The following is a 20,931-nucleotide window of genomic DNA, read 5'->3' as shown; positions in this document are numbered from 1 at the left end:
ATACTGTATTAAATATTACCCTTTTTAAGCTCTTCAACGGCATGGTTTGCAGCGCGTGCTGTAAGTGCCATGTATGTAAGCGATGGGTTTTGGCAAGCAGCTGATGCCATTGCAGCACCATCTGTAACAAATACGTTTTTGGCATCCCAAACCTGGTTCCATTCGTTAAGAACCGATGATTTTGGATCGCGGCCCATACGTGCGGTACCCATTTCGTGGATACCACGGCCTAATACCGGCTCAGTTGTATAAGTCTGTACGTCTTTAACACCTGCGTTCTCAAGCATCTCTTTCGCATCGTTCATCATATCGATGCGCATTTTGCGCTCGTTATCCTTACACTCAGCGTCAATTGCCAATACAGGTAAACCCCACTTGTCTTTTTTCTCTTTGTCCAGGAATACGCGGTTCTCGTGATAAGGAAGCGTTTCACCGAAACCACCCATACCAAAGTTCCAGCTGCCTGGTTCTGATAATGCATCTTTAAATGCACCACCGATATTGAGCTCTGCAATGTCGCGGCTCCAGTTTTGGCGACTGCCGCCACCCTGGTAACCAAATCCGCGGATATAATCGCGTTTCTCGCCGTTTAAGTTACGGTAACGAGGGATATAGATACCATTAGCACGACGGCCAAAGTAGTATTTGTCTTCAAAGCCTTCGATACGGCCACCCGCACCAACACCTAAGTGGTGATCCATCAGGTTATGACCAAGCTGGCCGCTGCTGCTGCCCAAACCACCTTCCCAAACATCGGTAGCAGAGTTCATTAACACCCATGCACTGTTTAGTGCAGATGCGTTAACGAAAACGATCTTAGCGAAGTACTGGTAAGTTTTATTGGTTTCAGCATCCAATATCTCAACACCTTTAGCTTTTTTGGTGTCTTTATCATAAAGGATCTTAGTTACAATTGACCATGGGCGTACGGTTAAATTACCGGTTGCCATAGCTGCAGGTAAAGTAGCAGATTGCGTGCTGAAGTACGCACCAAACGGACAACCTAACCAGCATTTGTTACGGTACTGGCAATTTGTACGGTTATTATGCGGCACGGTGATATTGGCTGTACGGCCAATGATGAAGTGCCTTGCGTCTTTATAAAAATCCTTGAAACGTTTTTGAACGTCTTTCTCAATAACATTCATCTCCATGGGCGGCATAAAATCACCATCCGGAAGAATTGGAACGCCATCTTTATTACCAGAGATACCGGCAAAACGCTCTGCGTAACCATACCAGTCATGCAGGTCTTTGTAACGGATAGGCCAGTCTGTACCGATACCATCTTTTGCGTTTGCTTCAAAGTCGGTATCGTGCCAGCGGTATGATTGCCTGCCCCACATTAACGAACGACCACCTACGTGATAGCCACGGAACCAGTCGAAACGCTTGATTTCAACGTACGGGCTTTCTTTCTCGTTGGTCCAATAGTCAAGGTTGGTTTCATTCAGAGGGTAATCGCGTTTTAGTACGGGATAATCCTCTATCATTTTTTGCGTGCGACCGCCACGGTGTTCAAATTCCCATGGTGCCTTATTGGCATTAACATAGTCTTTAATGTGTTCTATGTTTTTACCACGCTCCAACATGATGGTTTTTAAACCCTTCTCAGTCAGTTCCTTGGCGGCCCAGCCGCCGGAGATACCTGAACCAATGACTATCGCGTCATAAGTGTTATTAGACATAATAAGTATAGCGTTTATTTTAGTTTTAACAATTGGTTGTCTCGCCTAATGTATGAATAAAATTAATTTTACAAGCATTATCCATTGTGTTTTTTTCACACATTACATCTGTTAGTTTGCAGTTTTTGGTTTGCAGTTTGCAGCAGTCATTTTAACCCTGTAAACTGCCTGCTGGCAACTGCTGACTAAGAAAGATTTCCCTTCTTCATCTCTCCTACTGCATGGTCTACTGCGCGTGCGGTAAAAGCCATATAAGTAAGAGACGGATTCTGGCATGATGTTGAGGTCATGCTGGCACCATCTGTTACGTATACGTTAGGGCAAGCATGCAAACGATGCCATTTATCAAGCATTGACGTTTTAGGGTCTTTACCCATACGTACCCCTCCCATTTCGTGGATATCTAAACCAGGCGCGCGATGATCCGTCCCGGGTCTTATATTTTTGAACCCTGCCGAGGTAAACATTTCTGTCATCTGCTCGATGTAGTCCTTCTTCATTTTTTCGTCGTTGTCGTCGTAATCTACCGAGATCTTCAATTGCGGGATTCCCCACGGATCTTTAAGGCTTTTATCTAACGCAACGTAATTACTTTCTTTAGGGATGGTCTCGCCCATCATGTGCGAACCAACCTGCCAGCCGCCAAGTTCTTTGTTAACCAGGTTTTTCTTTAAGTCCTCACCTATGCCTTCACCGCTCTGCAGGCGGCCGCGGTAAGCATAAAAGCCGGCCGCATAACCTCTTAGATAATTTGTTTCTTGTTTATGCAGATTCCTGAAGCGTGGTATGTAACCACCACCAGCGGGGTTACGACCATCTGTGGTCCATTCCTTAGCACCATCATATTCTGCATTAATGTGTGCCGAATAGTTGTGGAATGCCACATATTTACCCAGCGTACCACTATCATTTCCCAAACCGTTAGGGAAACGGCTTGATCTGGAATTAAGCAATATCAGGTTACTATTTAATGCTGCGGCATTTACAAATATTACCGGTGCATAGTACTCTATGGCTTCTTTGGTTTGCGCATCAATAACACGCACACCCGTAGCTTTGCCTTTCTTGTCATCATAAATGATAGACTCAACAACAGAATGCGGCCTTAACGTACACAAGCCGGTTTTTAATGCCCAGGGTATGGTTGATGAATTTGCACTGAAATATCCACCGAACGGGCAACCGCGCTGGCAAAGTGTACGCTCCTGGCATTGACCACGACCCTGATCCAAGTGGATCTGGTTGGGTTTTGATAAATGCGCACATCGTGCACTTATTACGTGCCTGCCTTTGTAGTTCTTTTTAAGGTGATTGCTAAAATAGGTTTCAACCGCATTTAACGGGAAAGCCGGCAAAAATTCACCATCAGGTAATTCTGCCAGGCCATCGCGGTTACCTGATATGCCTGCAAACTTTTCTACGTAGCTATACCATGGCGCAATATCCGCGTAACGAATAGGCCAGTCTACAGCAAAACCATCGCGCGCAGGGCCTTCAAAGTCAAAATCACTCCAGCGCTGGGTTTGGCGTGCCCACAATAGTGATTTACCACCGGTTTGATACCCGCGGATCCAATCGAAGGGTTTTTCCTGCACATAAGGGTGCTCGGCATCCTTTACAAAAAAATGCATAGCATCCTCACCAAAAGCATAACAACGGTTAACTATGGGGTTAGCTTTTTGTATTTCGTTTGGTACAACGCCATGGTGCGGAAACTCCCATGGGTACAGATTAGTGGTTGGATAATCCTTTAAATGCTTTACATCGCGGCCACGTTCTAAAACCAAAGTTTTAAGGCCTTTACCAGTAAACTCTTTGGCAGCCCAACCGCCACTCATACCCGAGCCTATAACAATGGCATCGAACGTACGCTCTTTTATGGTATCTATATTTAAGTTTGCCATTACTATGCTGTTGCTTTGCTTGCAGGGTACATTGCGTTGTACCTGCCGGGTACCAGTTCATAAACCACTTGCTTGGTCATAAAAAACTTTGAGGTGGTGTAGCCAAATATGGTTTGCCCCTTTACCATTTGATAAAAGGCCATCAGTTTGCCATCGTCCTTAAAGTTTTTGTCTGTGCTTTGCTTTTCAACCGATTGTACAAAAGCAGTGCGCTCCTGGTCGGTACCATCGGCGAAAGCTTTGTTCATTTGGTTTTTAGCCTCATCAGCAAAGGTTTTAAGGCCTGTTATAAAATCTGCCTGCTGCTCTTTGCTTGCGCAATCATCCATCATTTTAAATACAAACAGGTTAATGCCCAATTCGGCAGCGCCGGGGGTATCTGTTTTTGGTAAAATGGTTTGGGTAAGGCTGTTAACCAGCTTTTCCTGCTCAGCATCTATTTTAAGGCGTTCGAGTTCAACTATCGCTTTCCCTTTGTCATCATGCAAACATGATGGCAATACAATGGCACCTCCTAATATCAGAGCCATATTACGGATAGCCGCGCGCCGGTTCATATCTAAGTTCAATGTAATTAGCGTTTATAATTGTGACTGATATGGTTTCAGGGCTTTAAGGTAGCGTTTACTCCTTAATATCCCCATTTTTTCATGGTTTGTAAATCAATTTTTACACACTCTAACGGATCGATACCCTGATAGCTCTCCTGCTCAATGATCAGATAAACCGTTCCGCCTATGTTTTTGGCTACCTTCAAAGTTTCCTTTACCGGTAATACGCCCTTACCTAAAATGGTGCTTTCATAACCTGTTCCTTCTGTTTTGGTGGCGCTTTTGATCTCGTCCTTAACGTGCATAGAAACGAAGCGGCCGGGATATTTTTGAAGCAGGGAGATTGCATTATTCTCACGGCCATACATGTTACCAATATCTAATTGTTGCGAAACCTTATCCGGATCGGTGTTTTGCATAATGTAATCGAACAAGCGTATATCACCTACCATGGTGGTAAACTCAAAATCATGATTATGATAACCAAACTTCATGTTGTACTTCTGGCACAGTTCACCGCTTTTGTTAAACTGATCCATGGTACGTTTTAACAGCTCTGTATCATGCCTTACCTTCTCGTCCATCCATGGGCTTATCACAAACTTTTGGCCCATGTAGGCTGCATCTTCAACAGTTGCTTTCCACGCATCGGTAAAATCATTGGTAGCAGGATCCCAGTGGCTCGGCAACATTACCGTGTGGCCGCTTGGCATTTGCAGGCCAAGATCGTCCAGCACTTTTTTAAAATCCTTGGCACTCCAGCCGTAAAACTTACGATCTATGTAATTGGCATGTTCCACTTGCGTGTAACCCATATCCGCCAGTTTTTTTAACGTTGGCAGCGGTTCCTTGCTCATTGCATCGCGAACAGAATAAAGCTGTAAACCTACCCGCTGCATTTTTGCGGGTTCGGCAAAAAGGTTTTTCGGCATCAGTGCTGTTGCTGCTACGGCTACGGCGCTGTTTTTTAAGAAAGTCCTTCTGGATGATGTCATGTTATTAGAGATTAGTTGATTGTTCAATTTTTACTGATGGGATAAACTGGGAACAGCAGATCGGTATTGCTTACAAAAGCTATCCGCTTGCTATCAGGAGACCATGAAGGCGTATTGATTGTGCCCTGCCCGCCGTACAAATAGGCCATCACTGTAACCGGGCCACCGCTTACAGGCATTTTACGGATGTAAACGTGTTTGTAAAATGGATGGTCGCCGGGTGCAACTTCATTTTTAAGGAAGGTAATAAATACGATCCATTTCCCGTCTGGCGAAACATGCGGGAACCAGTTATTGTAATCGTCATTAGTTATCTGTGTTTGCTCTGAGCCATCAGCTTTCATTCGCCATATCTGCATCTGGCCGCTTCGCACGGAGTTAAAGTAGATGTATTTGCCATCCGGAGTATACTCGGGGCCATCGTCCAATCCTGGTGTGGTGGTGAGCCGCTCTTCTGTGCCGCCGGTAACAGGTATGCGGTACACGTCAAATTCTTTATTACGTTCGCCGCAAAAAACCAGGTATTTACCATCGGGCGACCAGCCATGCATGTATGATGCTCCCTTGCCCAACTGTGTTACTCGGCGGGCCTTGCCCCCATTAGTGGGCACCACATAACCTATTGATGAGGCACCATCGTTACTACTGATAGTTAGCCACTTCCCGTCGAAAGATAGCACATGATCGTTGTTGTTATTTTTGGCAGGATCGGTGTTCAGCGCCCTGGGGGTACTTGTTGCAATATCAAATTTGTAAAGCGTGCCCTCACTGTTATAAATTAGCGACTTGTTATCTACTGTCCAGTTAGGTGCCTGCAGCGATTTTGGCGATTGATAAACCACGCGGCTATTTTTGGTGTTGAGATCTAAGACCTCGATGTTGCTGCCCAGATATTGCTTGTATGCCACCATATCAGCCGGTGCCGGCTTAACAATTCTCACATTATTAAAAACTGCCGTTTCTGTTACGTTTGCATTATGCGAGCATACAAACAGCCCCACATAAACCTCATCGCCAAGGTTAAGTTCAACCTTTTCATCGGCACCAAATACATTGCCATTACGGGTGGCCGACATGGTGTAGGTGTTGCCTCTTCTCTCTAATTGTATAACATCTGCGCCAGTCACCGTTAGTTTCTGTTCGCGGGTGCTATCGCCATCTAATTTTCGATACTGAAGTGAGGTGAGACCATCGCCATGCACTACCGCACTTGCATGTGCGGAAGCAGGCTTAAGCGAACTACGAACCATTAAACCCATTTTACGATGAGCTTCGGCTCCTTTGCCTAAGAATGAGACGTTTGTTCTGAGGATAAAATCTCCCTTTACCTGTCTCCAAACAAAATGTAATTCATCTTTACCAAACCACATATTGTCACCCGCACCGCTTACTTTATATTGCTGTAAGGCAGTTTGATAAACAACAGTACCTTTACGTTTAGGCGAGCCAACGTTTGTACTTCCCTGGAAAACACCAGGTGCCGGCTGTGCAAAAACACTTGTAGCAACAAGTATGTTCACCAGCGTTACCGCAAGTAAGTAAACCTTTGAAGATGACATTAGCTATTGGGCTTAATAAATTGGATTTACTAAGTTATCATTTCATTTGATAAAAAAGCGCTTAAACATTTTTTTATACAAAAAAGCACGCTTTAAAGGCGTGCTTTTTTGTATAATATTTCAGATTAAGTGTCTATTCAGTCAGCAGTAACTTCTCACCGGTAAGGGGACAATAAGCAGGCTCAACAATAGCCTTTATATCAGGCCTGACATAATCTTTATAAAATTGGGCCTTAGCATCATGGTAATGAGTTACAGCGCCTATAAGGCTCATAAATTTAATATAATACCACGCGCTATCTACCTGGTACGGTTTGAAACCAGAACGTGCGCTCTTAGGGTATAAATGATGGTTATTGTGCCATTCGCCAGCTACAATACCAGGCCATACCTGGTTAATAGACATATCCTTCGTGTTATAGTCTACACCTTCGCGGCGTTTATCATCGCCTTTGCCGTGGCCTTCGTAATTAAATGTACGTACACCTACTGCCCAAACACCTGCTGCACCAAATATCGCACAAACCAAACCGATACCTCCTAACAAATAAAACACTGCAAACCAAAATGCCCAATTGGCTATTACGCCAACTATCATATGTAGCGGATTAGCTATAGAGCCCCATTTTTGGTACTGCTTGTAGGTATTGGTTGTTACACCGGTGTGTTTCATTAATTTGATACAACGCTCAAAATGCTTCTCTGTAAGGTTGCGATTTACGGGTTGGTGATTTGCATCAGCCAGAAAGCAATATAAAAAACCACCTTGTGCGTTATAAGGATCACCGGGAGTATCTGAAAGGGCGTGATGCACATGGTGAGAAATGGCATAGATCTCCTCAGGAATAATCTTAAGCGTTAAGTTTTGCGTAACAAAACGCCAGAAATTGTTGCGAAATTTATAAGCGCCATGCGTACAGTACCGGTGGTACCAAATGGTGCCATGTGTACCCATCACCATCATGCTGTATACAAAAGCAATGATCAATCTGGATACACTAAAATACTCGAATATGAAGAAGTATAAAAAAGGTGATAATGCGACAACCATCATCCACGCGGTGAACGACAACCAATTTTTTTTATCCTTAAAAATGTTTATCCGCGATAAAAATTCCCGGAGGAGTTGTTTCTGAGTGGGTTTTGACAATTCGCCATCAGCGTTTTTCCAACCGTAAGATGGTGCTTCGAGCACATCATGTATAAAAGCCATTAAATTGGGATTAGTTAATTAATTGGGGTTATAGGGATATACGGATGGAAGATATGGTTTAGTTTTCAAATAGCTTTAAAATTTTTAATAAATAATTAAATTGTCATAAAAATGTCTACCTAATTGCAACAATTGTATGACATTGCGCGATCTGTTAAACTTCCGCAAATCTATTATGTCATGTAAAATCAAAACCTACAATTATTACTATGTTCAAATACCTACTGCTGTTGGCAATATGTTTTATTACTACAAAAACCTTTGCCCAGAAGGAAGTTCCGCGTGCAGTGATGGGTGGCGTTATAGATAGTTTGGGTGCAGTACCCGGTGTCACTGTTAAGTTAAAAGCAGGTAAAGACAGCGTAGCGACGGTAAGTGATGTAAATGGCAAATTTAATTTCCCTACGGTTGGCAGCAAAAACTTCAGTGTAACTATTAGTGGAATTGGTTATCAAACAATTACTCGTAAGTATGTAATGGATAACGCTACAGGACCGGTGGTGTTGGACCCCATCAAACTTAAAGTACAGCTTAACTTTTTGCAGGCGGTTAATATTGTAGCTGTAAACCCGATCACCATTAAAGAAGATACAGTTGAATACAAAGCGTCGGCTTACAAGGTACGTGAAGGTTCGCCGGTTGAGGATGTTTTGAAAAAATTGCCGGGCGTTTCAGTAGATAAAGATGGAAATGTTACGGCGCATGGCAAGCAAGTAACCAAAGTACGGGTAAACGGTAAAGATTATTTTAGTGGAGATGTGCAAACGGCAACGCAAAACCTGCCTGCCAATATTGTTGAGAACATACAGGTTATTGATGATTACGGTGACCAGGCAAATTTAACCGGCATTAAAACAGGAGACCCTGATAAAATATTGAACATCACTATCCAAAAAGGCAAGCGAACCGGCAAGTTTGGCCAGGCCACGGTTGGTGCGGGTAATGATGACCGCTATCTTGCCCGATTATCAGCCAACGCTTTTAAGGAAGATCGACAAGTATCGGTAATTGGTACCTGGAATAACACCAATACCAATTCATTTAATTTAGGTGCGCAGGGCGGCAGCGGTGGTCGTGCAGGCGGCGGCGGTTCTTCAGGCGGCGTTAGCACAGCAAACGGTGTTACTACAAACCGCTCTTTAGGCTTTAATTACCGCGATGAGTGGGGCAAAAAAGTTACCGCTTATGGTAGCTACAGTTTTTCTGACCGCGACAGGCTGATCACCAACACTTCGCAAACGCAAAACCTTTTTCAGAGTGGTGCCTTGTTAAACGATGATAACACTATTGGCCGCAACAACACCGTTAACCACAGGTTTGATTTCAATATCGAATATCGGATTGATACAGCCAACTACCTAAAGATAAATCCAAATTTCTTTTACAGCAGCTCTAACGATAATACTACCGATGTATTTACCAACACCCGTAATGGCAGGGTAATAAACGGTAATGAACTTGCACTCACCAATGCTAAATCGCCCAATGGCGGTGTTAGCGTTTTGTATAATCACAAGTTTAAAAAGAAGGGCCGCAACTTCAGCATCAACACCAGTCTAAGTTTTTCTAAAACAGACCAGGGCCTTAGTGACCAGTATACCACCAGGCAGGATACTATTGTAACACCGTTGTTTCAGCAGATAAATACTGATAATCAAAGCTCAAGGGTGGTTGTTAATTTAAGCTACATTGAGCCGTTGGGTAAAACTACTTTTTTAGAAGGCAATTATGCTTTTAGCCGCAACAATACAGATAATAACCGCTATAACTATCGCATAGACCCGCAAACCGGTACGCAAACTTACGTAGATAGTTTAAGCACGCTTTACAATTACCAATTCACTACTAATAAATTTGGGCTTAATTTACGAGGTGTAAAAACTAAGTATAATTATACCATAGGGATGGCGGTACAACCCGCTACACTTACAGGCGAGTCACATAATTTCACTACTACAACCAACACGTTTAATTTGATACCCACCGCAAGGTTTATTTACAATTTCAAACGTAACCACACGCTTTCCATAAACTACTCCGGAAGTAACAACCAGCCAAGTTTTACACAATTGCAACTGCAGCCCGATTTTTCCAATCCGCAGAACCGGGTTTACGGTAACCCCAACCTTAAGCCGGAGTTTAGCAACAACATCGCGTTGCGATATAATCAATTTGATATAGCAAGCGGTGATGCTTTATTCGCTAATCTCTCGTTCAACAAAACACAAAACAAGATAGTGACCAACACACAGCCTATAACAGGTACTGGTATTGATACCACGCGTTTTGTACAAGAGACGCGCTACTTAAATACCGGCGGTTACTACAGTGCAAATGGTAATTATTCATTCTCAAAACCGTTTGCCAACAGGAAATTTACCGCTACATTAAACGGTGGAGCAAGTTTTAATAACAATATTAATTTTATTGAAGGCCAGCGTAATGAGGGTAAGAATTGGGTCTTTAATCAGGGGGCAAAGCTTCGGATAGATATTGACAGCCTGATGGATACCGAGGTAAGCGGAAACTACAGCATCAACTCCACAAGGTACAGTTTACCCTCATCAATTAATACCGACGCTAAAACCTGGACATTGGGTCTTGACGGGCGTAACTATTTCTTTAATAATTTTGTATTAGGCTACAATTTAACACAAACCATCAACAAAGGGTTCAGCGCTACAGTTAAAGCAAACCCTACCCTGCTTAGTACATATGTGGAGTATCAGTTCCTTAAAAATCACTTGGCCGCTTTGCGTTTCCAGGCTTTTGACCTGTTTAACCAAAACACGGGCGTATTGAGGGTGGTATCAGGCAACCAGATCATCGATACTAGGAGCAATCGTTTAGGCAGATATTTTATGTTATCTTTCACCATGCGATTGCAAAAATTTGCAGGCAGACAAGGCGGCCGGGGTAGTTTTGGTGGCGGGCGTCGCGGACGAAACAGAGATTGATCGGTAACCGTCGAACAAAATTGATTTCTGCCACCAAATATTTAAAGAAGCTTATAAATTTACCGCACCGCTAAAGAACATAAATACGTTCTGCGCGGTTAATTAAATAAATATAGCCTAAATGCGTTATCTAAAATTTATCTGTTTATTATTTACAGCTTTTTCGCTCAGGGTTTCAGCACAGGAAACCACGAAGGTCACAAAACGGCTTACTAACAACGTTTCAGAAGTATATCATGTATCAGGCGACGGGCATACCCGCCAGGGCATGTACCAGGCTCTTTACAAAAAGAAGATTGCTTTGGCTAACGGTGCTTATAAGGATAATAAGCGGGTGGGATTATGGCAGTTTTATAATAACAGAGGCACAGTTGTGCAGAGCTACAATTTTGATAAGAACCAGTTTGTTTACGAAGCGCAGGAAGATACTACTTCCAACATCCATTATTTTGTAGACCGGACATTTGATACTGTTAAAGTGGCCAACCCAAGGGTAAATAAACCGTTGCGTATAGGCGGCGTATATTATGGATATCTGCCTTATGTGTCATTGTTTAAAATGCCAAAGAGATATTCATCTACCGATTTAGATTATTCTAATGTAAACGTGGTGGTTGAACTATTAGTAAGCCCCGGCGGCAGATTGGCGGATTACACAGTGCATTTGATCTACGCACCGCTGCAAACGTCGATCGATGATATACGCATGAATTTGAAATTACCTAATCCTGATGACCTGGTATTTGTACCTGCCAGCTATGAAGGTGAAGCTGTGTCATGCCGGATAATGATCGAATGCGTGCTCAATAGTAACGGCACGCTTGATTTTGCTAAATAACAGAAACGGCGCCTTTTAGGCGCCGTTTCTGTTTAATTTTTAGTGATCGTGATGACCATTCGGGCCGTGTGCATGGCCGTGCGAAAGTTCTTCCGGTGTTGCCGGGCGAACGTTGATGATCTCGCCTTTAAAATGCAGTTCCTGGCCTGCCATTGGGTGGTTAAGGTCAACAATTACCGAATCTTCTGTGATCGATACTACCTGGCCTTGAAAACGGTTGCCGTTGTTATCCTGCAAAGGCAATACTTCGCCTACTTGCGGTAGATCTGCACCCTGGCCCTCAAACATTTCTTTTGGCAGGTTTGCCACAGCTTCCTGGTCGTACTCGCCGTAACCATCCTGTGCTGATATATGGAAATCATAAGTGTCACCGGTTGATAGCGTACTTAAATTTTCTTCAAATTTGGGGATCATCTGGCCTGCGCCAAATAAAAATGTAAGCGGCTGTTCCTGTGTTGCGCTTTCTACAAGTCCTTCTTCACCGTCCTCTTTATTTACATACAGATCGTATGTTAGTGACACTACGTGTTGTGGTTGAATTTTCATTTATTGATAATTTTGCGGCAAGGTGCTAATTTTTTTTTAACCCGCCTATTTATTATAAATACTAATTAGCCGGCTATTTGTTTTAATGCATCAGCCACAGTGTTGGCAGGCAAACCGCAAGTTCTGTCTTTACAGACAAATATTCTTGTGGTGTCACCAAGCCGGCCATCTAACAGCGGAAGTGTGCCAGTTTGGCCGCCCAGCATAACCTTATTTGGTATGTATTGCTGTTCAAATTGTCTGCGTATATTCTCATGATCCGGGCCGGTTATGGCAACCTCATTAAGACCGAAAATCTCATCAAGTAAAAGGATCGTCCAGTTAGGGTAAGCGGTGCCATACTTAGCCAGATGAGGCACAATGTTGCGCAGCATTTGCGCTGAAACTTCAAGGTAGCCTTCGTTATCAAACAGCAACCCGAGTTTTTTAAGATTACGCGCCATTACCGAATTTGATGCCGGTATAACGCCATCCATTATCTCTGATTTACGGGCTATAAGCTGTTCGTCATTGTCAGCAGTGTAAAAGAATATGCCGCCTTCTGCATTGTAAAAATGTTGTAAAGCATAATCTGTAAGCTTCTGGGCCTGGATGATCCAATTCTCATTAAACGTTACTTCATATAACGCAATAAAGGCGTCAGCAACATTTGCATTGTCATCAAGAAATGCAACACCTTCGGTAGTCTGGGGATTGTAAACGCGACTGATTTTTGCGCCGAAAATAAGATTCTTAGCAATGAAGTCAGCATTCTGTAACGCCAGCTCCAAATACTCTGGTTTGGCAAAAGCGCGGTAAGCATCGCACAGGCCTTTTAACATCAAACCGTTCCATGATGCCAGGATCTTGTTATCCAAACCCGGCCGTACGCGTTTGCTGCGGGCGTCAAATACTTTTTGTTTGGCTGCATTTAAACGGGTGTGTAACTCCTCGGTGGTAATGTCAAATTGTGCTGCAATGGCTTCTTCATCTTCCTTACGGAAGAACACATTGCTTTGCTCCTCTTCCCAGTTACCTTCTTCAGTTACGTGGTAGTATGAATTAAATACCGGCGCATCATCGCCTAAAATTTCAGCTAATTCGTTCTGAGTAAAAATATAGAACTTACCTTCTTTGCCTTCGCTGTCAGCATCAAGCGCCGAGTAAAAACCGTTTTGTGATGATGTGAGTTCGCGTTTTACAAAACCGATGATCTCATCAGTGATTTCAGCATAAAGCGGATTAGCGTTCCAGGTGTACGCTTCGGCATAAAGGCTCAGCAACTGGCCATTATCATACAGCATTTTCTCGAAATGTGGCACGTGCCAAACACCATCCACAGCGTAACGTGCAAAGCCGCCGCCGATGTGGTCATAGATGCCACCATGAGCCATTTTTTTTAGGGTAAGTTTAACGTTTTCTGCAATACCGCTATCTTTCATCAGATGTGCATACCGCATCAGGAAGATCCAGTTGGCCGGCATCGGGAATTTTGGTGCACCGCCAAAGCCACCTTCAACCGGGTCAATATACCTTCGCCAGTTGGCCATGATGGGCTCCAGCATATCTTTACCATACTCGGCTGTTTGCTCAATAAATGGCACAGATTCGTACTGTTTGATGCCCTCGGTTAGTCGCACAGCGTAATCTTCCGCTTCTTCGGGCTTGGTTTTAAAAAAATCGGCAAGGTTCAACAGTAGTGATGCCCAGTCGTTTTTGCGAAAATAAGTACCGCCATAGATAGGCCGCTGATCCGGCAGGCATATACAATTGAGCGGCCACCCTCCCCTGCCGCTCATCAATTGCACGGCGCTCATGTAGATCTGGTCGATATCCGGGCGCTCTTCACGGTCAACCTTTATACATACAAAGTACTCGTTCATCAGCGCGGCCACGCCTTCGTCCTCAAAGCTTTCGTGCTCCATTACGTGGCACCAGTGGCATGCCGAGTAGCCAATGCTCACCAGTATCAGTTTGTTCTCATCTCTGGCTTTTTGCAAAGCCTCAGGCCCCCACGGATACCAGTCGACCGGGTTATTGGCGTGCTGCAAAAGATATGGCGAAGTAGCGTTGGCAAGGCGATTCATTAGCGGTGGATGGTTTAATTAACTACAATCAGCCGCAAGTATAGTTGGAAATATTACAAAAATTTAATATGAAAATCGGAATTTACTTTCATTTATTTTTGAAAGTTCAATAGTTATATTTCTATTTGCATACAAATTTATTCATTATGTACACCAAACTTAAAACCGCCAAAATCATCATGTATCTTGCGGCAGCGTACAATATTTTCTGTGGAGCGGCGATATCGCTTAAGCCGGAGATCATCCTGTTTGGCAACCCGCCTACTGATTTTCTCATCATTATTTTACAATGCGTTGGGATGCTGGTTGGCGTTTATGGTGTGGCCTACTACTTTGCGGGGCGCGACCCGCAGGTATATTGGCCGCTGATATTGGTAGGCTTTATTGGTAAACTACTGGGACCTTTAGGCTCTGTTTATTATATATGGCAGGGTAAGCTTGCGCCTGTCTTCTTTTGGGTAAACGTTTGGAACGATATAATTTGGCTCATACCTTTCGGCTGGATAATTTATCAGGCCATGAATAACCACCTGCTACCGACAGTTGACAAAACAACCCATCGTTGAAAATTTGCCTTACCAATTTTGTTAGCTTTCCCTGCCAAAGTGTTAATTTCGCAGACACAGAAAAGAGGAACTGGATTTGGATTATCTACAGGGGTTAAATCCCGAACAAAAAGCTGCCGTTTTACAAATTAAAGGCCCGGTAATGATCATTGCCGGCGCAGGATCGGGCAAAACGCGCGTTATCACCTATCGTGTGGCTCACCTTATTCGCAGCGGTGTTGATTCGTTTAACATATTGGTACTAACATTTACCAATAAGGCCGCCAAGGAAATGCGCGAGCGTATTAACCATATAGTTGGCCCCGAGGCAAAGAATATTTGGATGGGCACCTTCCACTCTGTATTTGCCAAGATACTACGTGTAGAAGCTGATAAGATCGGTTATCCAAATAACTTCACCATTTACGATACTGACGACAGCAAGAGTGTTATCCGTGCCATCTTAAAAGAAATGCAGCTGGATGATAAGCTGTACAACCAAAACTTTGTCTATAACCGTATTTCGGCTGCCAAAAATAACCTGGTAGGCTGGCAGGAATATCAAAATAACGACCAGATCCAGGCTGATGATTTTAGTAGCGGCCGCGGAATGTTGGGTAAGATCTACGAAACGTATGCCCAACGCTGTTTCCGCGCAGGCGCAATGGATTTTGATGACCTGCTATTTAAAACTAATGAACTGCTTAAGAACCACCCGGATGTGCTGAACAAGTATCAGCATAAATTTAAATACCTGATGGTTGACGAGTATCAGGACACCAACTTTTCGCAGTACCTTATAGTAAAGCGTTTAGCAGCCGTAAGCGAAAACTTGTGTGTGGTGGGAGATGATGCACAGAGTATTTACGCCTTCCGCGGGGCAAACATTCAAAATATCCTCAACTTTGAGAAGGATTACCCTGATCTGAAAGTGTTTAAGCTGGAGCAGAACTATCGCTCTACACAAAATATTGTGAACGTTGCTAACAGCATCATAGCCAACAATAAAGATCAGCTTAAAAAGAACGTCTTTTCTGAAAAGGACAGTGGTGATAAGATAAAAGTAATGCGTGCCTTCAGCGACAATGAAGAAGGCAAAATGGTAGCTGAAGCCATTATGCAGCAACGCAGCACCAATGGTTTAAAATGGAAGGCTTTCGCCATTTTATACCGTACCAATGCGCAGTCGCGCTCCATGGAGGAGGCTTTGAGGAAGCTCAATATTCCGTATAAGATATACGGCGGCATGTCTTTCTATCAGCGCAAGGAGATAAAGGATCTCATTGCTTATTTCAGACTTACCTTTAATCCAAACGACGAAGAAGCGCTTAAAAGAGTTATCAACTACCCTAAACGAGGCATTGGCGATACTACTGTAGACCGCATTATTGTTGCCGCCGACAGAAATCAGCTTACGCCTTTTGAGGTGATCTTGCAGGCACCGCGTTATGTTGAAAAAGCGCCGGCATCGTTAATGGCCTTTGCCACCATGATCCAGAGTTTCCAGGTTATAACTAAAACTTTGAGCGCCTATGATGCCGCCTTACATATTGCGCAACACTCGGGCTTACTTAAAGATCTTTACGACGATAAATCTGTTGAGGGCCTTAATCGCTACGAAAACATACAAGAGTTACTAAACGGTATCAAGGAGTTCTCCGAGCGGGAAGATATTGAAGAAAAAGGCCTTGAGATTTTTATGCAGGATGTGGCGCTTTTAACTAACGACGATAATGATAAGAATAAGGATGCCGATACCGTTTCATTAATGACCATCCATTCTTCTAAGGGGCTAGAATTCCCTCAGGTGCACATTGTTGGGCTTGAAGAGAACCTTTTCCCGTCGCAAATGTCCCTCAATTCGCGTAGTGACCTTGAAGAAGAGCGCCGTTTATTTTACGTTGCCATCACCCGCGCCGAGTATAAATTAACCATCAGCTACGCAACATCCCGATTTAAGTTTGGCACGCTTATTAACTGCGAGCCAAGCCGTTTTTTGGATGAGATAGATGCCAAGTATCTTGAGCTGGATTTTTCTGCTAAACCCGCCCCAACTCCATCAGCCTCTTTTGGAGATGAGCGCAGCGCTTGGAGCAGGAAGCCCGCCGATACATTTTCTAAACCAAAACCGGCTACCGCACCGCCGGTTAAAACAACCTCGATATTGGCAAAAGCACACGTGCCATCGGCAGGGTTTAAACCAGCTGACACCGCTAACCTTCAGGTGGGGATGCAAGTAGAGCATGAGCGCTTTGGCTTTGGTAAAGTGATAAGCCTGGAAGGTAATAAACCAGATGTAAAAGCTACCATATTTTTTAAAGAAATAGGGCAAAAACAGCTGTTGTTAAAGTTCGCAAAATTGAGCATAGTAAGTGAGTAATCGCGCTTAAAATACCCAATATTTGGGGAACAAATTCTACATCAAAAATAACTCATCGTTAACTAAACGTTAATCTGACACAATAGAGGCACTTTTCGCTATTGGCATCCATATTGGTTAATGGTTAATATCCTTATTCCCTTAATTAACTATTATGTACATGATGAGCGAGACTATTAAGAAAAAGACCAACAAATCAGCTGGCAAGAATATCAGAGCGTTACGCCATGAGCATGGTTGGAGTCAGGAAGATGTAGCAAACCGTTTAGGAATATCAATCCCCGCATTCTCAAAGATCGAGACCGGTGTTACCGATATCAACCTTTCGCGTTTGGAGCAGATCGCTAACATCTTTGAGGTAAGTGTTGTGAACCTGTTATCGCTTGATCATATAGAAGAAGCCCCGGTGCAAGATCAAAGCCTTAACATTGTTCAAAAGAAACTTCTTGACCGCGAAACTGAGATTGCCAGCCTGCAACGCAAAGTGATATTGCTTTATGAAGAATTATTGAGCAAAAACGGCGTGAGTATTTAAATAAAGACACCCCTGCTATATTTAATTACGCCCCTACTGTTCAAAAAACAAAACAGGTATCCTGTTTTTCAGTTCGGTAATAGATGTAGAAAATTTACGCTTTACGTAATATTATTAAGTCAACCTTAATTTATTACGTAAAGCGACAAAAAACACTACTCTGTTACCGATTTTTTGTTTTATCAGTACTTAAACTCTGTTATCGCTCACCTTTGGTTTTATTGTTGTAATAACATTGTACATCTATAAATTGTACTATATGTGTAATTACATGATATCAATATCAAATGCCGATAGCCACCGTAAGGGCACCATTCATGACCGTCGCAGCAGCTTAAAGGTTAAGGTGTTCGATTTATTTAAGTCCCGTGCAAAGCAACAGGATGGTGAGGTGAGATTTTTTGTAACTGCAGGTAGCCAGACTATAGCGTTTGAAACTGAAGGCTACAAACGCCACAGGCAGCTTCTTATTTTACAGATGATATCAAGATATTGCGTTTATCTTGGTTTGATGGACGCTCAGATACATAGTACTTATCCGGCGGTGAATTAAAACAATATATTAGACTATCGTCCTTGGCCCTTCATTAAGCATTTCGCTCATCTCAATGATCTTTTGATCGATGTCTGAGACGCATTTATCCATCATGTTGATACATTCTTTTTCATCAACAAGGCCTTCTTTTTCCAAATTCATCAAACCACGTAGTGTGGCGATTGGCCCACGTATCTGGTGCGACAGGTAAGATGAGTAATCGGACAATTTTTTGTTTTTAACCTGCAGATCTTTTGTACGCTCGTCAATAATTTCTTCCAAGTGATGATTCACCCTATCCAGGTTATCTTTTTGACGGGATACCTCTTCGTTAAGCCCGGTAAGCTGGGCGTTGGTTGCTGCTTTACGCTTAACATTGCTCACCAACAAACCAATAACAACCAGTAGCAGACCAGCCACTACTGTAACTGCCCAAAATTTTATCCGGTCGTTCTGTTGATTTACCAGCAAAAGCTCCGTATCGCGCTGTTTAGCTTCCTGCTTAAATTGCTCCTGTATCAGGTTTATCTGTGTCGATTCGTTTGATATGTGTATAGAGCTATCCTGCCTGAATATCGTTTGAAGATAGCGTAAGGCTTTCTCGTAATTCTTTTTTTTAAACTCCAACTGGTAAATGGTGTAATTATAATCGTTGGTCAGCTTTTCGTCCTTTAATGCGGCGGCATAAGCCTCTCCTTCGTGCACTATACGCTCTGCTTCATCAAACTTGCCTTGCGCTATATAAAGAGATGCCAAGGTAAGATTGGTGCTTGCAACAGGTTTGTTTAGATCCTGAGCCTTGGCAGCTTTATTGGCTGCTAATAAAAGCTTTTCGGCTTTATCGTAGTCATTTAAATGATAATAGATAACACCGCGGTTTTGCAGGCATTGTACCAGGTTTGCACTATCGCCCAGGCTTGCAAATAAGGCGTTGCTTTTATCGTAGTAGTTAAGAGCCTGGTTAAAACTGTTCTTACGGTAATATACGTTGCCGATGTTCATATATAACGAAGCAGTTAAACTGCTATCGTTTAAACGCTCTGTTATAGTTAGTGATTTTTTGAAATACTCCAAAGCCTTGGTAAGATTATTATCAAGGTAAAGGTTTCCTATGTTGTTGTTAACCTTAGCTTGTGAGCGCAGATCCTTTGCTTTCTCAAATGTGCTAAGCGCGTTCAGATAGTCGTTGATAGCAGCGGTTGCCTGGTTAAGATAATAATAACCAATACCGCGCACACGGTAAGCTTCGCCTATACCGGCTTTATAATCAAGCTTAACCGCCATATCCAGCGCCTTACTTGCATCGCTTATCGTTTGCTCAGGACTTGTGAGGCGATTAGCGTATGCCTGCCTGTTAAGCTTTATTATTTCAGTGGTATCTTTTTGCGTGATATCATCATTACCCTTCGCATAAATAACAAACGTGATCAGAAAAAAAACAAGAAGAGAAAAGGTTCTTTTCATCAGCCCTCTATACGGTAATAATTGGGTGTAAGTTATGAAATAAATCGCACTTTATTTAAGTGCTAAAATTAGTGAAAAAAAGGTTAAGAATTTTTTTTTCACAATTGCTTGAGAATTAAAAAACATATCTATATTTGTGTTGTTAATTTATTGATTGTTAATAAGTTATACTGATATTGGCGTATTATTACGTAATTGAAAATAATATGCCCTATAGTAAACTTTATCAACCTACAGTTACATCAGTACACAAAAGGGTGTAGTTAGGCAAATTGAAAAAAGATTAATTAGCAAGTTAGATAATTTAAAATGTTAATCAATAACAAAATGAAAAAAACTTTGCTTGGATATATCCTACTGTTGTGCGGCATGTTTCTATCATCCTGCATCAAGCAAACAAGCGTGCGTACAAGCATGGATGTTTTGCTGAAAGCAACCATTGGCATTAGAAAAGATATAGGCACAGCAGATTAAATTTTGTTAAAAAAGTAAATAGATAAACGAGATATGAAAAAGTTTACAGCAGTAGCAATAGTGGTTTTAGTAACAAGCGGCTTGTTGGCATCAACCACAAAACACGATGACAACAAGGTGCAAAACACCGCTAAAATTGAGCAGCCAACATCAGCTTTCAGAAAAGAAGTAGGCACTGCCGACTGATCAGCAACTTAAATCAATATCTACAACAAAACTTTAGAAAAAATCATCATGAAAAAGATCATTATAGCAGCAGTAGCCATCGTGTTAACATTAGGTGTATTACCATCATGCACAAAACGGGCAGATATTAAAGTAACAGCACGTTACGAACGCAGCACCTCTCCTAACATGAAAGACATCGGTACTGCCGACTAATTACTGATCCATTCACTACGGTTAAACGAAATTATTAATACCCCTATAAAAAGAAGCTTTTAAAATTTACAAACATGAAAAAGTCAATCATAGCAGCAGCCATCATCTTATCAACTGGCATCGTATCAGCAAGAGCATTTATGCACCGTGATACTACACTTACCACCCCATCATTGCCGCAAAAAGAAGAAAGTACACCTGTAGCTACTAATGCGGACCAGGTAACTAAAATGACTAAAAAAGATATCGGCACCGCCGACTAATTACACCAGCCAATAACAGTCAACAGATATAAAAACA

General features: G+C 42.7%; 20 protein-coding genes and 1 pseudogene. 11 read left to right on the top strand and 10 right to left on the bottom strand.

All coding sequences use genetic code 11. From position 1 onward, the window contains the following. Positions 1–8 precede the first annotated feature (8 nt). The 6 genes from INP83_RS13500 to INP83_RS13475 all read right to left on the bottom strand — a co-directional run bounded on the left by INP83_RS13500 (position 9) and on the right by INP83_RS13475 (position 7,910). On the bottom strand, positions 9–1,688 hold the full coding sequence (locus INP83_RS13500; RefSeq protein WP_146272117.1) for a GMC oxidoreductase: 1,680 nt from the start codon (positions 1,686–1,688) through the stop codon (positions 9–11). Positions 1,689–1,873: 185 nt separating this feature from the next. Next, on the bottom strand, positions 1,874–3,592 hold the full coding sequence (locus INP83_RS13495; protein ID WP_219124654.1) for a GMC oxidoreductase: 1,719 nt from the start codon (positions 3,590–3,592) through the stop codon (positions 1,874–1,876). 2 nt (positions 3,593–3,594) lie between these two features. Beyond that, positions 3,595–4,149 carry a gluconate 2-dehydrogenase subunit 3 family protein gene (locus INP83_RS13490; protein WP_146272115.1) on the bottom strand — a complete coding sequence of 185 codons (555 nt, stop codon included), beginning with the start codon at positions 4,147–4,149 and terminating at the stop codon, positions 3,595–3,597. A gap of 74 nt (positions 4,150–4,223) precedes the next feature. Next, positions 4,224–5,138 carry a TIM barrel protein gene (locus tag INP83_RS13485; RefSeq protein WP_219124653.1) on the bottom strand — a complete coding sequence of 305 codons (915 nt, stop codon included), beginning with the start codon at positions 5,136–5,138 and terminating at the stop codon, positions 4,224–4,226. Between the two features lie 23 nt (positions 5,139–5,161). Continuing rightward, entirely contained in the window at positions 5,162–6,697 is a 1,536-nt protein-coding gene (locus tag INP83_RS13480; protein ID WP_219124652.1) for a DUF5050 domain-containing protein, read from the bottom strand. 133 nt (positions 6,698–6,830) lie between these two features. Then, a complete protein-coding gene (locus INP83_RS13475) occupies positions 6,831–7,910 on the bottom strand; it encodes a fatty acid desaturase (RefSeq protein WP_146272112.1) in 1,080 nt (359 codons plus the stop codon). A gap of 209 nt (positions 7,911–8,119) precedes the next feature. Here INP83_RS13475 and INP83_RS21415 point away from each other — a divergent pair. Beyond that, positions 8,120–8,395, top strand: a pseudogene (locus tag INP83_RS21415) (carboxypeptidase regulatory-like domain-containing protein); the annotation flags it as partial. Here the strand turns inward: INP83_RS21415 and INP83_RS21410 are convergent. Then, complete coding sequence (locus tag INP83_RS21410) at positions 8,362–8,490, bottom strand: hypothetical protein (RefSeq protein ID WP_370630621.1); 129 nt, start codon at positions 8,488–8,490, stop codon at positions 8,362–8,364. The pseudogene INP83_RS21415 and the gene INP83_RS21410 overlap by 34 nt on opposite strands. A gap of 178 nt (positions 8,491–8,668) precedes the next feature. Here INP83_RS21410 and INP83_RS13470 point away from each other — a divergent pair, with 178 nt between their 5' ends. Continuing rightward, positions 8,669–10,867, top strand: a complete 2,199-nt coding sequence (locus INP83_RS13470; protein WP_370630620.1) for an outer membrane beta-barrel protein — start codon at positions 8,669–8,671, stop codon at positions 10,865–10,867. 121 nt (positions 10,868–10,988) lie between these two features. Then, positions 10,989–11,705, top strand: a complete 717-nt coding sequence (locus INP83_RS13465) for a hypothetical protein (protein WP_219124650.1) — start codon at positions 10,989–10,991, stop codon at positions 11,703–11,705. A gap of 39 nt (positions 11,706–11,744) precedes the next feature. Here INP83_RS13465 and INP83_RS13460 read toward each other — a convergent pair whose 3' ends face one another. Beyond that, positions 11,745–12,251, bottom strand: a complete 507-nt coding sequence (locus INP83_RS13460) for a peptidylprolyl isomerase (protein WP_219124649.1) — start codon at positions 12,249–12,251, stop codon at positions 11,745–11,747. A gap of 65 nt (positions 12,252–12,316) precedes the next feature. After that, complete coding sequence (locus INP83_RS13455; RefSeq protein WP_219124648.1) at positions 12,317–14,317, bottom strand: thioredoxin domain-containing protein; 2,001 nt, start codon at positions 14,315–14,317, stop codon at positions 12,317–12,319. A gap of 146 nt (positions 14,318–14,463) precedes the next feature. Between INP83_RS13455 and INP83_RS13450 the strand changes: the two genes are divergently transcribed. The 4 genes from INP83_RS13450 (at position 14,464) to INP83_RS13435 (ending at position 18,330) form a co-directional block, all read left to right on the top strand. Continuing rightward, positions 14,464–14,883, top strand: a complete 420-nt coding sequence (locus tag INP83_RS13450) for a hypothetical protein (protein ID WP_219124647.1) — start codon at positions 14,464–14,466, stop codon at positions 14,881–14,883. Between the two features lie 76 nt (positions 14,884–14,959). Beyond that, positions 14,960–17,242: an ATP-dependent helicase gene (locus INP83_RS13445; RefSeq protein ID WP_219124646.1), complete on the top strand. Its 2,283-nt coding sequence runs from the start codon at positions 14,960–14,962 to the stop codon at positions 17,240–17,242. 163 nt (positions 17,243–17,405) lie between these two features. Beyond that, positions 17,406–17,777, top strand: coding sequence for a helix-turn-helix domain-containing protein (locus INP83_RS13440; protein WP_146272106.1), 372 nt, complete (start codon positions 17,406–17,408; stop codon positions 17,775–17,777). A gap of 271 nt (positions 17,778–18,048) precedes the next feature. Further along, entirely contained in the window at positions 18,049–18,330 is a 282-nt protein-coding gene (locus tag INP83_RS13435) for a hypothetical protein (protein ID WP_146272105.1), read from the top strand. Between the two features lie 9 nt (positions 18,331–18,339). On the opposite strand, the gene INP83_RS13430 is transcribed toward INP83_RS13435, so the two are convergent. Next, positions 18,340–19,776, bottom strand: a complete 1,437-nt coding sequence (locus INP83_RS13430) for a tetratricopeptide repeat protein (RefSeq protein ID WP_219124645.1) — start codon at positions 19,774–19,776, stop codon at positions 18,340–18,342. Between the two features lie 327 nt (positions 19,777–20,103). Here INP83_RS13430 and INP83_RS13425 point away from each other — a divergent pair, with 327 nt between their 5' ends. The 4 genes from INP83_RS13425 to INP83_RS13410 all read left to right on the top strand — a co-directional run bounded on the left by INP83_RS13425 (position 20,104) and on the right by INP83_RS13410 (position 20,894). Next, a complete protein-coding gene (locus tag INP83_RS13425; RefSeq protein ID WP_219124644.1) occupies positions 20,104–20,250 on the top strand; it encodes a hypothetical protein in 147 nt (48 codons plus the stop codon). 33 nt (positions 20,251–20,283) lie between these two features. Continuing rightward, positions 20,284–20,436 (top strand): hypothetical protein, encoded by a 153-nt coding sequence (locus INP83_RS13420; RefSeq protein ID WP_186458768.1) that lies wholly within the window; start codon positions 20,284–20,286, stop codon positions 20,434–20,436. A gap of 48 nt (positions 20,437–20,484) precedes the next feature. After that, positions 20,485–20,631 (top strand): hypothetical protein, encoded by a 147-nt coding sequence (locus tag INP83_RS13415; RefSeq protein ID WP_219124643.1) that lies wholly within the window; start codon positions 20,485–20,487, stop codon positions 20,629–20,631. Between the two features lie 74 nt (positions 20,632–20,705). Further along, a complete protein-coding gene (locus INP83_RS13410) occupies positions 20,706–20,894 on the top strand; it encodes a hypothetical protein (RefSeq protein ID WP_219124642.1) in 189 nt (62 codons plus the stop codon). The last annotated feature ends 37 nt before the right edge of the window (positions 20,895–20,931 follow it).

The sequence above is a fragment of the Mucilaginibacter sp. 21P genome, assembly GCF_019331605.1.
Classification (GTDB): Bacteria; Bacteroidota; Bacteroidia; order Sphingobacteriales; family Sphingobacteriaceae; genus Mucilaginibacter; species Mucilaginibacter achroorhodeus.
This window is presented reverse-complemented; position numbering and strand designations above follow the sequence as displayed.